The organism is Rubinisphaera italica (assembly GCF_007859715.1).
GTDB lineage: Bacteria > Planctomycetota > Planctomycetia > Planctomycetales > Planctomycetaceae > Rubinisphaera > Rubinisphaera italica.
In genome coordinates this window covers 1,686,374-1,699,146 of sequence record NZ_SJPG01000001.1, presented here as the reverse complement: position 1 = coordinate 1,699,146, position 12,773 = coordinate 1,686,374, and the positions used below count along the sequence as shown (strand labels likewise).

Below are 12,773 nucleotides of genomic sequence, written 5' to 3'. Positions count from 1 at the left end.
TCTGCAGTCGCATGGACATCAAATGGCTTAAAACACTGAGTTTGCTCCTGCCTTACGCTGCAGTTCATTTTTGAAAATGCTCTAACGAAGTGACCCCTGCAGTTGACAAGGGTAAAATTGCACGACAAAAGAAACTTACAGATTTGTTGATGTCAGGAACGCATTATTATGCAATTTCGTGTGTTTGGGATTAGTGATAACTCAACGCTGGTTACGTTAGCAGAGACCAAACTCTCCGCTTCCTGGCAGGAGGATGAAATCAATCGCTGGATCGATATTGAAGCCCCCAAACCTCAGGAACTTGAGGCTTTACTCACTCCTCTGAAATTACGCCCGGAAGTTCTTAAGGCCTGCCTGCAGACGGAACGTACGACACGAATGCTGTCCCAGGCAACTGCGATGTATATGGAAGTCCCCACTCACCTGGGTTGGGACGAACCTGAGAAACCTTATGTTTCTTTCCTCTGTTTACAAACGACAATCATTACAATTCACCATGACAAGCTGCATACCATTGAGGATGTCATCCGGGATCTGGATGGTGATGTTCCTCTCTATGCGAACAACTCATCTGCCCTGCTCTACTATTTACTGGTTGAAATTGGCAAGCAGAACGTGGATGCAGTTCTACAAGTGCGTCAAGAAGCTGAACTGATGGATCAGGCTTCCCATGAGAATCTCGATTCCCTCGATCCTGAGAAGATTTCCACATTGCGTAGAAGGATCAGTCACCACGATTCGGTGCATGACGACCATGCCTATTGTGCAGCGGTCTTGCAAACCATCGAATCGGCTGCATTTCGCTTCAGTGAGCAGTCCAGATTCTTTGGCGATATGCTGCAGTTATCAAAGGTTTCAGGTCAAATCATCGCCGGAGCGGCGGCTCGAGTGGACAGTTTACAACGTGATTATGAATCCGTCGTACAGAATCGTGTGGATAGTCGTCTGCAGTTTCTGACGATTATTTCTGCTGTGTTTCTACCATTAACGCTGATCTCAGGGATTTATGGCATGAACTTCGATGACCTGCCGGGGATGGGAGTGAAATCAGGATATCTCATTGTCATCGCAATCATGCTGGCGACCGCTCTTTTCACTGCAATATTTTTTTATATCCGGGGCTGGTTTGAGTAACCCGTCCAGGTCTTCACAATTTTTGATCGGTTTGCCAACTGAGTAAATTTCTACGGTCCTACACGCAGCAATCACACCGATAGTGAGGCCGGACCGACAGTTTATGGTGAATCGAAGCTGCCGAAGATCCTTGGGCTCAGACAACCAGATGTAAATGAGTGCGAGTCCAATGAGGAAGCGACTCTCAACCACTTCAGCCAGGTTGCTTGATCAGTGACGTTTAAAGCTCGGAGCCAACCATTACTCTTAACGGACTGAACAGGCTTAAGACTACTGGGTGGAGCGTTTTCTACGTTTTCATCGAGACTGTCATCTCTGAGAGTTATTGGCCGAAATCTTTGGGCAGTTGTAGTGACCAAACTTCCTGACTCAAGGGTTGGGCGTGTCCGCCGGCGAGCCAGATTTTATCTTGAAACACAAATGCGGAATGTTCATGGCGCGGCTTCCAGATTGTTTCGGTTTTGAGCTGGGTCCAGTCGCGTCCGTTTTTCGAATACCAGACGTCATTCCAGTTTGTGTGCGGCTCGCCCGACCAGCCACCGAGCACCCAGATGTGATCTCGATAGACTACCGAACTGAACCACAGGCGGGCATGCCAGGGGGCGTTAGCTGTTTCCTGCCGCCAGGTTTTGCCATCAGCAGAACTCCAGACGTCATTATATGCCGTGTATTCGGGAACGTAGTTGCCACCACCTAAAACGTACATACGCCCGTTGAGCGTAACAGCCTGATGATAGGCACGTGGCTTCCACGGAGCGGCTGCCGTGATTTCGCTCCAGACTTTACCGTCTGCCGATGCCCAAACGTCGTTCTTGAGATGACCTGCATTGCCAAAGTAATAATTTTCAGTTCCACCGAGCATAAACATTTTGTCATCGAGAGTGACGAGCCCGGATGCGAGGCGGGGCGACCACTGGGCTGGCCCGGCTTGATCCCAGTTTTTACCGTCCGTGCTGGACCAGACGAGATTACCGGCTTCGTGTCCAGGCAGACGTCCGTTGTACCAGCCCCCCATCAGCCACATGCGGTTGTTGAAAACGACGGTCATCGGCAGATCGGAATGAATCCAGGGAGCGGACGTTTCAACACATTGCCAGTTTGCTCCGTCCGCAGAATTCCAGACATCCCGAGGTGGCGCGGCATAGGAGTTGAACCAGCCTCCAAAGATCCACAATTTGCCATCGTAGACGAGTTCGCCTTGCGAATCCCGCGCCTGCCACGGGGCGTTGCCTTCAAGCTTCCATTGAACAGCCGGGCTTTCTGCAACTGCCGAGGAGGTGCTTGGTAGCAATACCAGACAGATTATGAAAATATAACAGCGCATATCGATTATCCTCTTTTCGCGAATCAGTCATCAACTCGTGTCATCCGGTCGACCAGCTACGCTTTTTCGAGCAGTTTAGCGACGCCTCCCGAGAGCAGCGTGTCGATCTGGGGATCGCACCAGGCGACCGAGACGGCATAGCCTCCTTGCGGATAGGCGTCTTTGGTGGGGATGTACCACGGGCCACCGTCTCCATAAGCTGCACAGGCAACAAATCGATCTGGAGCCGCCCCCTGAGCGCGGAGTTGATATTCCACGAAACTTTCGGAGGGCAGATGCAGCAGCGACGTTTGATTGACATGCAGGGCCGAGAGCGTAATCGGAATCTGTTTTTTGAAGCGACTTGTGTACGAAACGGTGTATGCTGGCCGATTCCTACTAACCGGACTTTGAGCCGGATCCTCAATCTGCTTAACAAGGGCATTAATATCGAAGCGTTCGTCGGGCGGCGGTAAAATATCGGCGGTGGTCCACTGCAGCGACTGAATCGGTTCGGGCGTGAGCGCAGCTTCCGAGGCGACTATTCCAGCATAAATCCGGTCGGTTAAAATGGGCCTCAGTTCGGCAGAGCCGTCGTTATATTTTCCAGCCCCAATGTTTCCGCCACATCCGTTGAAATAAACATGCAGGCAACCGGGCTCATCAGCTTGACGTTTCCGACGTGCCAGTCCGCAAAAGTCGGCAGAGACGCGGCCATCTCCGTAGTAGCTCATCGGATGGCAGGCGTAATAATGACAGGCGACAACTTTTTTCTCACCATTGTAAAAGGCAACCGTTTTGAGCATGGGATCGATAAGACCCTCGGGATATCGGCGGAGCGGTTCGCTACGGGAACTACTGCCCCGCTGCGCGACAACCAATCCATTCAGGCCAATAATTCGTCGATTGCCGGCCACTTTTTCGACAGCCGCTTCTCCCTGTGCGATGTGAGTGATGGGAACTGTCTGTTTCAATGCCGCTTCAATCGCGGCGCGTCCGGCGTCAAGACATTTCTGATAGAAAGCGAGATCGACGATGTGAGTAAAATCCTTGGTGGCGGCGACCATCCGCTCGGCTTCGAGGCAGGCAAACGGTGCATTATGCTGATGCACACATTGCACGGCAACTCGATCTGGCGTGGTGCCTGCCGCCTCGGCGAGGGCTTTCCGCCACTCAACGTGGGCCTCGTTGAGCAGCCCTGTCCAGTCGACGGAGCAAATGACGATCGGGTCCCCTGCCCCGAGCAAAACAAAACCAATCGCTTCGAGGGGATCATCGTAAGCGACGACGGGCTTGATCCAGCCACCACAGAGCGGATGACCCAGCGGTGGAGAGACATCAAATCGGAACGGTGCTATATGCAGATTTCCGGCTGAGCTTGCAGACTGTGCCGCATGCAGTTGAGAGGCTGTGAGACCACTGGCGGCGAGAATAGCGGATGTTTGCAAAAACTGGCGACGTCCGACGTTGAACATTCGTGGATTCCCTGAATTGAATTGCGGGCGGGCATTGACGATTAATGTCACGTGACATCATAATCGCATAATATCCACGTGATGAAAAGTCCCGAATCGGTATGACCTGAAAATATGGCGTAAACGCGATTGTGTCAGCGTCATGATGTCTGCTGGTTTTAGTGGGAATCAGAATCACGCACGCCGCATTCGAGACCCTACCCAAGAGGTATTCATGCCAATTCTGAAACTGTTTTCGCTGCCGGTTGTCATTGTCTTCTTTCAGGTAATCGGCTTATTACAAACGGGTGCAGCTGCGGAACCTGCGTTCAATCTCACTCTGCGATCTCAGGTACCAACCGGGCCGGACGGCCTGCGGTTCCATTATGTGGAATCTGACGAAGTCTGGAAGCCGAGTGAGACGGCTATCATTGTCTGCGATGTGTGGGATTCCCACACCTGTTACAACGCCGTGGAAAGACTTAACGAATTTGTCCCCCGACTGGAAGCAACGCTGAACGCTGCCCGCCAGCAAGGCGCGACAATTATTCACGCGCCAAGCGGCTGTATGGATGCATACGGCGATCACCCTGCCCGAATGCGAGCCATCAATGCCAAACCCGCTGATCGGTTGCCTGCCGAAATCACCTCGTGGTGTTATTCGATTCCCGCCGAAGAACAATCGCTGTATCCGCTTGACCAATCCGACGGTGGCAATGATGACAGTGACCAGGGGCGGGCCAAGTGGCAGGAGCAACTGGCAGCCGAAGGTCGTAATCCGGGGCGGCCCTGGCGCAAACAGTCACCGTTGATCAGTATTGATGCCGAATGCGATCTGATTTCTGATCGTGGAGATGAAATCTGGAATGCGCTAGAGGAACGCGGCATAAAGAATGTTTTACTGGCTGGCGTGCATGTCAACATGTGTGTACTCGGTCGCCCGTTCGGCCTGCGACAGATGGCACAGAACGGCAAAAACGTGGCCCTGATGCGAGACCTGACCGATGCAATGTACAACCCGAATCGATGGCCTTACGTCAGTCATTATTCGGGAAATGATTTAATCATTTCACACATCGAGCGGTTTGTCTGTCCAACGATCACGTCCGATCAATTCGTGGGTGGGAGATCGTTTCGCTATCGTGGAGATCAGCGACCGAATGTCGTGATGGTCATTGCTGAGGATCCATACGACACAAAAACATCGTTGACAAATTTCGCTGTCAACGCGTTGGGCAAAGACTTTCGGGTCACCATTCTGCATGCCGACGAGGAGAATCGCAATTCTATTCCAGGACTGACAGCGATTGAATCGGCCGATGTTGTGCTGATGAGTATCCGCAGGCGGACATTGCCACCCGAACAATTGAATCTCATCAAACAATATCTGGACGCTGGCAAACCGCTGATTGCATTGCGATCGACGAGCCATGCATTTGCACTACGAAGTGAGGATGTGCCCGCCGGTCTGAAGGACTGGCCTGAATTCGATGCGGAAATCATCGGCGGCAATTATCACGGCAGTTATCCGGACGAACTCTTGGCGACAACGCGTATCGCCGAGTCGGCTGACCAGTTGGAACTACTGAAGAATGTGCCGCGTGAGCCATATATACAAGGCGGGCATATGTACAAAACCGGACCACTTCAACCAGGGGCTCAACTTCTGTTGACTGGCCATGTAGACGGACACGAGCCCGAACCAGCCGCTTGGATTTATAAGCGATCTGACGGCGGATCGACCTACTATTTCGCGTTGGGACATCCTAAAGATTTTAGGCAGCCCGGTTTCATCCGACTGCTCGCTAACACTGTCTACATGACAACGGGCCTGCCGGTGCCCGAGGCAACGCCCGGCAGCGGCAGGCGGAATGAATCGAGTCAGCGCTGGATTCGTATCGGTGTGCCGACAACGGAGACTACGCTGAGTGAAGAAGACGCAGCTCAGGGTAACTCTCCCAGTTGGTTTCGTTGTGTGATCGATCTGACCGGGACCTCTAAGCAGGCGCAGGAGTTGACTGTATCACTGGAGAATACTAACCAACAGTTCGATCTGTTCTGGAATGGAACATTGATTTCACGCCGAGCCGACGGCATCGGTCAGCGTTGGACAATTCGGGCAACCGAGGCCGAGATCAAATCCACCAATCTTCTGGTGCTTCGAAGCAATCAGTCCAATACGGGACTAGAGATGTCACCTCGCCTTATGGTTTCCGGTGGGCAGGTGATCGATCTGGCGGGGTGGTGGCAATTGCGTGTCGGTGAAGATGATAGCTGGTCATCATGGCCAGCCGAGCAGTTTTTCGGACAGCAGGAAATCACTTTCAAGGTTGAAGAACTGCTTTGGAATGCACGAATCTTGACCCGTAAGGGTGAATTCACACCCGGCATCGAAGGACCTGCCTGTGATGCGGCGGGCAATTTGTATGCGGTGAACTTACAGCGTCAGGGAACAATCGGCCGTGTGACTCCTGCTGGCTCGGCGTCTGTGTTTGTCGAAGTCCCCGAAGGCAGCATTGGGAATGGCATTCGTTTCAATGCGGACGGCGATTTCTACGTCGCCGATTATCAGGGGCATAATATTTTGCTGGTGGATGTCGACACAAAACAGATCCGCACATTTGCCCACAACCCAGCCATGAATCAACCCAATGATTTAGCCATCACCAAAGACGGGACAATTTTTGCAAGTGATCCGAACTGGAATGAAGGAACTGGTCAGATTTGGCGAATTGATCCAGATGGCAGCACGCTTCTGGTGGCCAGTCAGATGGGAACTACGAACGGGATTGAAGTCAGCTCTGATGAAAAAACGCTGTATGTGAATGAAAGTGTGCAACGAAATGTCTGGGCGTTTCCGATTAACGCTGATCGTTCACTGGGGGAAAAGCAGCTCGTCCGCCAATTTGCCGACCACGGGTTTGACGGCATGCGGGCCGATGTGGACGGGAACTTGTACATCACCAGGTATGGGAAAGGCACGGTTGTCAAGATGTCACCCAGTGGTGAAATTCTCCAGGAAATCGATGTACTGGGGACGCAACCGAGCAACATTTGCTTCGGCGGACCAAACGGAAGGACGGCGTATGTGACTGAAGTGGAGTCCACTCGCGTGGTCCACTTCCGTGTCGATCGGCCTGGACGATCCTGGCAACTGATGCAGCAGAAGAACTGAATTACTTACGCTCGATCCGAGAGTCGGTGATCATCAGATCAACAGAAGTTGACCGAAGACGTGGAACAGCGGGCTGATCTGCTGACGCTAACATGGACTTACCCAGGTAGAGTGGACACGGGATTATGATCAATCCCTGCAGCATAATTTGTCAATCGCCCGAAAACGCTGGGTTTACTTCTGAATAACGCTGCAATTTATTTTAGAATATGCTCAGACGGTTTAATCGCTCTCTGAGACTGGACGGCGAGGTCGCTTTAAACGAGTGTTCTTCGTTCGTTCACCCTCAGCATCAATAATTTCATCAACATATTCTTCGCTCTGATCGATCACATGGACGGGATTATTTCGCGGCTTTTCGGCATGCTGCTGTAATTCAGCGACATCGAACTCGGTCGCCTCTGGTTTTTGATTTTCAATGGGGCTTCCACTTTTTGCAATACAATAAAGATTCGCCGAACTACGCAGCACCATTCGTCCGTTGCTTACTGCAGGTGAACCCCAGAAGTTCTCATTCTCTGTCGTGATCTTGTTGACCGCCAACAGTTCCACATCATCCTCCAGCCCAAAAACGTACGCTTGTCCACTTGCATTCAAATAAAACAGTCGATTATCCACAACGACAGGTGATGCATAGTCAAGTGAGCCAAAACGAGCGTTACCAGTCTGCTGAAAATCTTTTAAGCGAATTTGTAAGAGTCGCTTGCCTGACTTACTATCTACAGCTGTGAGAATACCATTCGAAACGACATACACTTTTGATTGATGAAGTACGGGCGATGCATACGTTGCACTGACTGAACTTGTCCACACAGTGTAATCGTCCTCAATATTTCCCAGTCCGTCGATCTCTAATGTTAAACTTCGACTACCCTGCCCTGAAAAAGCAAACACCTGGTGTCCAAGTGAAATTACGCTCGTGTAGGCCTGCTGAGAACCTGTTGCCTCCGAGTACCATCGCAGTTGACCAGTTTCTGGATCGAGCCCCCAAAGTTCTCCAGAGACCAGCATCACAAGGTCTGTTCGCTGGCTGTCGACTTCCACTAATATGGGCGTGCCCCACATACCATCCAAGCCTGTTGCTTCCTGTTGCCATTTCTTTTTTCCTGTCACTTTATCGAAGCCAATGATTGATTGACTTTCGGCTGAAGCAGTGATGATCAATGTATTCTTGTAAAGAACAGGACTTGAGGAGGATCCCCATTTAGGAGGATCAGATTCCTTTCCTGCATTCGCATGCCATAGTTCGTTGCCATTGAGATCAAAGGCATAGACGCCCCCTTTGCCAAAGAAACAGTAAATATTTTCTCCATCGGAAACAGGTGTGTGCGATGCATACCCGTGCGATGAAACTCCAGACTGATCATAAAGATCTTCAGGTAACGAAGCCTTCACATTATTTTGCCACAGTAACGTGCCTGTTCTCAGATCGACGCACAGGAGATTGCGAACTAAACTTTCGATCTCGCCTGGATGATTGGGATCAAGCCCATATCCGGAATAGCATGTCACTATAACTTTGTTACCAATTATGATCGGACTGGACGCTCCAGGTCCTGGGAGAGGTAACTTCCAGGCAAGATTCACGGTCGGCGACCATTGATTTGGCAGAGACTCAGAATTTTCGACAACGCCAGAACCAGCGGATCCGCGAAAACGTGGCCAGTCATCTGCATACGTAGCAACGCAGGAAAGTGCTATCAATAACACAGAGTCTCTCAAATACATACTCATCTTCTTACCTGAGTTGTAGTGGAATATGTTGGAATCCATTTTGAAATGCACGGGTTGATGGATTCACTGCCATATGTGCTGATCCATGTCCATGCATAATTCTTAATCAAGAATTAGCATGTGCAGAACTTCCATCACGAACTTAACCTGGCCCTCGGTTTAGGCAATACGGTCGACATGCCACCGTCGACAGAGATCACCTGGCCGTTAACCCATTTGTTTTCTTCATCCAGAAGCCAACTAATACATGAAGAGATATACTGTGGCTCTCCTAATGTCCCGAGTGGATTCATTGATTCTGACAGTTGTCGGGATTGATCATTTTCCCAAATTTTTCGAGTCATTTCCGTGACGGTGAATCCTGGGGCAACACAATTGACTCGAATATTTCGATTTGAATAACTGGCAGCTGCTGCTCTTGCTAATCCAGCAACCCCCGCTTTGGCAGCGGCTATGGCTTCGTGGTTTGACATTCCAATTTCGGATGCCACGGAAGTTACAAATACAATCGAGCCACCAGTCTTCTGCATTGGTTTCAAGGAAGCTTTTAACACATGAAAACAGGAATTCAGATTCACATCAATCACTTCCTGCCAATCCTCAAATGACGTTTGGCTGCAGTTATTCAGATACAAACTGCCGATCAAATTCACTACACCATCAAGCTTTCCAAATTTATCGATGGTGAAAGCAACCGCCGATTGGAATGTTTCTGGCTGAGATAAATCTATGATTTGTGTAGCTACACTAAATTTGGCAGCCAGTTGATCAAGCTTTTGATGATCTCGACCGGCGGCGACAACCTTTTGCCCGCGCTTTAAGAGATTTTCAATCAGTGCATTTCCTATTGTGCTAGTCGCCCCGAAAACGAGAGTACTCATAAAATATACTTTGCAAATAAGCGGTTGAATGTCATTTATTTGACTATAGCCATTGCCGCGGCTTAGCCAAATTCCTGATCAGTTATTTTCTATTCCTTCAGGGATGAGGGGACCGAGACAGATACCTTTTGCTTCATCAATCGACTTCTTGTGGAAATAAGCCATGAACCAATCAGAACGATAGTAAAGCCCAAATACAGATAAAGGCCGGGCCAGCTTTCAAATCGAGAACGTCCCGTAAACGTCTGCATCAGTCCAAATCCAGTGAACGCGACAACCAGCGCAAGCCCGGTTTGAACCAGCAACAGTCTGGTTTGAGTTTCATAACCGAAACGCTCTGATAGCCACGAAATCAGCGGTAATACTTGAATTGCGTGCAGCGGGATACCATGCGGAAATTTGAGCACGCCTTTGGCACCAAATGTCTCGGGAGCTTTCCCAAACGACAACTCAAGGTAGCCGATTCCAAGAATGAGGAAACCGATCAGACAACCAGTCAGCAATAAACTCATTCCGCCACGGATGGCCCACTTCATGTCTATCGGGACATTCAAACAATCGAAAGATCGCAACGTCAAATCTGCAATCACAATCACACTCATCGTTATCAATAATTCAGTTGTTAATTGTACGGATGAGTTCAAGGTTGAAACGATATTGAAGTGGGAACGCTCAGACCGCCAGGTCTGCATCGTGATCAACATGACCTCAGCAACAAGAAAAATTCCAACAAGACTAAAACTGAAGGAATCGCGTTTTTTTGTCAGAACCAGTCCCGCTACCCAGGAAAGTGAGAGGAGGGTTACTCCAGTCGAAATACCGAATAGAATCGGTTTTCGCCAGGAAATTGGACCACTCCAGGAATCTCCCTCCATAATAAATGCGACAACATGAAAGCAACCGCTAAGCATCAGAAACAGACCGCAGCCGATCATTAATCTGATTGCGAAACGGTTTTGTTTGCCATTCATGTTCAGTCCCGCGAGCCGTGAGGAAATTTATTACAATTGGATTGTTTCGATTAATACTTCGGGGTGTGTGCTACTGGCACCCTAATTTTTCAGTTGGAACAGAGCGTTCGTGTGTCTTGAAACTATGGTAGCGAAGCAAGGGACAAACCCAAGGTTTGAAGTCAACAGGATTTTTCGTTCCGTTTCTAAATCAAGAGATCTCTGTATTGTGATTATCGATGCTCTTCCTGCGAACGGACATCATTTTTGCACCTCGCTGGTAAGTGGAGAGAGAATATCTCTCCGACTCGCATACCCTATGTAAAATGCCCAAGCACCTATTTACGGCTCAAAGTGGCTCTGAGCACGCTTAATTACCTCTGAAGATCTCTCCAAATGCGTAAATTGATTGATTTCAATTACCAATGGAGTTCCAGTATCGAAAGAGTGATAACAGGTGGAGTGGCCACCGGGACGGGCTCGATTTATTGCAATTTCATACCAAATGACACGAGCGGAGCATTTCGAACGGCGTGAAAAACGGGGAGACCAATACATAAATCTGCGACAATGAACAGTCGACGGAGTCCATGCCATCAGCAATCCGATGTGCAGAATTGTGATTTGACGATTCGGAGCATATCATCAGTGACAACTCAATTCTTTGAACCAGATGGAGCAATTCGATGCAGCGTCTTACCTTTCTTCTTGTGCTTTCTCTCCATTCAATTGCACACGCAGAGGAATGGCCACAATGGATGGGACCGAACCGTGACAACGTCTGGAAAGCAAACGGCATTGTTTCTGAATTCAACGAGGATGGGCCACGAATTCTCTGGAAAGCAGAAATTGGCGGAGGGTATTCTGGCCCGGCAGTTGCAGATGGTCGCGTCTATGTAACCGACTATGTCACCAGCGATGATGTTAAAGTTGCCAACTTTGATCGCAAGCAGTTTTCAGGAACTGAACGCGTTTTGTGTCTGGACGAGAAATCAGGCAAACAAATCTGGAAGCATGAGTATCCCGTTAAATACTCAATTTCCTACCCTGCTGGGCCACGCTGCACCCCAAATCTTTATAAAGGTCATGTTTACACTCTGGGAGCAGAAGGAAATCTATTTTGCTTCGAAGCCAAAACCGGCAACGTGATCTGGTCGAAGAATCTTCCAGAAGATTACAACACGAAAACTCCTCTCTGGGGCTATGCCGCTCATCCGCTCATCGATGGGAACAAGCTGATCACATTGGCTGGTGGAAAGGGAAGTCATTGTATCGCACTTGACCTGAAAACCGGCGAAGAGATTTGGCGAACATTAACTTCCCGCGAGCAGGGTTATTCTCCCCCTACCATTATCAATGCAGGTGGGACACGCCAGCTTGTTCTCGCTCATCCTGAAGGAATTTCCTCGGTGAATCCAGAGACAGGAAAGGAATACTGGACAGAACCTTATGAAGCCAGCAATGGTTCAATCATCATGTCTCCAATACACCACAAAAATCTGCTCTACGTAGGTGGGTACAGCAATAAGAATATTTTGATCGAACTCGATCCCAAAAAAGCGGAAGCCAAAACGGTATGGCGAGATCAGCCACGTATGGCAATCTCTCCAGTGAATGTACAACCTTTTCTGATCGATGAAACGATAATTGGTTTGGATCAGAACGGCCAAATGTATGGCATCGATTTACCGACGGGCGAACGCCTCTGGGAGACTTCCGAGCCGCTCCATTCAGAACGACCACTTGGTTCCGGCACGGCTCTCATTGTGAAACATGGAGATCGCTTTTTTCTCTTCAACGAGCATGGAGAGCTGATCATCGCGAAAATTTCACGCGAGGGTTATGAAGAAATCGATTCCATGAAAGTCATCGAGCCGACCAATGTCGCCTTTGGTCGAGATGTCGTCTGGAGTGCCCCTGCCTATGCGAATAAAAGCGCATTCATCCGCAACGATAATCAATGCATTCGAGTTGATCTCTCTGCGGAATGAGGGAATGCCTGCATTACAGCTTATTTCGATTCAGGAAGTCTCCAGGAATTTCGGTCATTTTCTGTGCAATCACCCGCAAACAGTGGATAGGGAACACACTCCTCAACTGCTAATCAGATGTTTCCTGTCGTTTGCACCAGTTCTTTGATCG

Annotated in this window: 8 protein-coding genes; 3 read left to right on the top strand and 5 right to left on the bottom strand. The window is 49.5% G+C overall.

Going from position 1 to position 12,773, the window contains the following annotated elements:
* Nucleotides 1–168 precede the first annotated feature (168 nt).
* Nucleotides 169–1,134: a magnesium transporter CorA family protein gene (locus Pan54_RS06255; protein WP_146502686.1), complete on the top strand. Its 966-nt coding sequence runs from the start codon at nt 169–171 to the stop codon at nt 1,132–1,134.
* Nucleotides 1,135–1,456: 322 nt separating this feature from the next.
* Here the strand turns inward: Pan54_RS06255 and Pan54_RS06250 are convergent, their stop codons facing one another.
* Entirely contained in the window at nt 1,457–2,458 is a 1,002-nt protein-coding gene (locus Pan54_RS06250; protein ID WP_146502685.1) for a Kelch repeat-containing protein, read from the bottom strand.
* 56 nt (nt 2,459–2,514) lie between these two features.
* A complete protein-coding gene (locus Pan54_RS06245; RefSeq protein WP_146502684.1) occupies nt 2,515–3,912 on the bottom strand; it encodes a hypothetical protein in 1,398 nt (465 codons plus the stop codon).
* 214 nt (nt 3,913–4,126) lie between these two features.
* Here Pan54_RS06245 and Pan54_RS06240 point away from each other — a divergent pair, with 214 nt between their 5' ends.
* Nucleotides 4,127–7,066 carry an SMP-30/gluconolactonase/LRE family protein gene (locus Pan54_RS06240; protein WP_146502683.1) on the top strand — a complete coding sequence of 980 codons (2,940 nt, stop codon included), beginning with the start codon at nt 4,127–4,129 and terminating at the stop codon, nt 7,064–7,066.
* 222 nt (nt 7,067–7,288) lie between these two features.
* Here Pan54_RS06240 and Pan54_RS06235 read toward each other — a convergent pair whose 3' ends face one another.
* The 3 genes from Pan54_RS06235 to Pan54_RS06225 all read right to left on the bottom strand — a co-directional run bounded on the left by Pan54_RS06235 (nt 7,289) and on the right by Pan54_RS06225 (nt 10,652).
* Nucleotides 7,289–8,839 (bottom strand): PQQ-binding-like beta-propeller repeat protein, encoded by a 1,551-nt coding sequence (locus tag Pan54_RS06235; protein ID WP_146502682.1) that lies wholly within the window; start codon nt 8,837–8,839, stop codon nt 7,289–7,291.
* A gap of 95 nt (nt 8,840–8,934) precedes the next feature.
* Complete coding sequence (locus Pan54_RS06230; protein WP_146502681.1) at nt 8,935–9,681, bottom strand: SDR family NAD(P)-dependent oxidoreductase; 747 nt, start codon at nt 9,679–9,681, stop codon at nt 8,935–8,937.
* A gap of 89 nt (nt 9,682–9,770) precedes the next feature.
* On the bottom strand, nt 9,771–10,652 hold the full coding sequence (locus Pan54_RS06225; RefSeq protein WP_146502680.1) for a hypothetical protein: 882 nt from the start codon (nt 10,650–10,652) through the stop codon (nt 9,771–9,773).
* 665 nt (nt 10,653–11,317) lie between these two features.
* Between Pan54_RS06225 and Pan54_RS06220 the strand changes: the two genes are divergently transcribed.
* A complete protein-coding gene (locus tag Pan54_RS06220) occupies nt 11,318–12,622 on the top strand; it encodes a PQQ-binding-like beta-propeller repeat protein (RefSeq protein WP_146502679.1) in 1,305 nt (434 codons plus the stop codon).
* Nucleotides 12,623–12,773: the final 151 nt, after the last annotated feature.

What these genes read in the sequence shown, in the direction of transcription:
- Pan54_RS06245 (WP_146502684.1), bottom strand. Translation starts at nt 3,912, where the DNA reads ATGTTCAACGTCGGACGTCGCCAGTTTTTGCAAACATCCGCTATTCTC.
- Pan54_RS06250 (WP_146502685.1), bottom strand. Translation starts at nt 2,458, where the DNA reads ATGCGCTGTTATATTTTCATAATCTGTCTGGTATTGCTACCAAGCACC.
- Pan54_RS06235 (WP_146502682.1), bottom strand. Translation starts at nt 8,839, where the DNA reads ATGGATTCCAACATATTCCACTACAACTCAGGTAAGAAGATGAGTATG.
- Pan54_RS06230 (WP_146502681.1), bottom strand. Translation starts at nt 9,681, where the DNA reads ATGAGTACTCTCGTTTTCGGGGCGACTAGCACAATAGGAAATGCACTG.
- Pan54_RS06240 (WP_146502683.1), top strand. Translation starts at nt 4,127, where the DNA reads ATGCCAATTCTGAAACTGTTTTCGCTGCCGGTTGTCATTGTCTTCTTT.
- Pan54_RS06220 (WP_146502679.1), top strand. Translation starts at nt 11,318, where the DNA reads ATGCAGCGTCTTACCTTTCTTCTTGTGCTTTCTCTCCATTCAATTGCA.
- Pan54_RS06225 (WP_146502680.1), bottom strand. Translation starts at nt 10,652, where the DNA reads ATGAATGGCAAACAAAACCGTTTCGCAATCAGATTAATGATCGGCTGC.
- Pan54_RS06255 (WP_146502686.1), top strand. Translation starts at nt 169, where the DNA reads ATGCAATTTCGTGTGTTTGGGATTAGTGATAACTCAACGCTGGTTACG.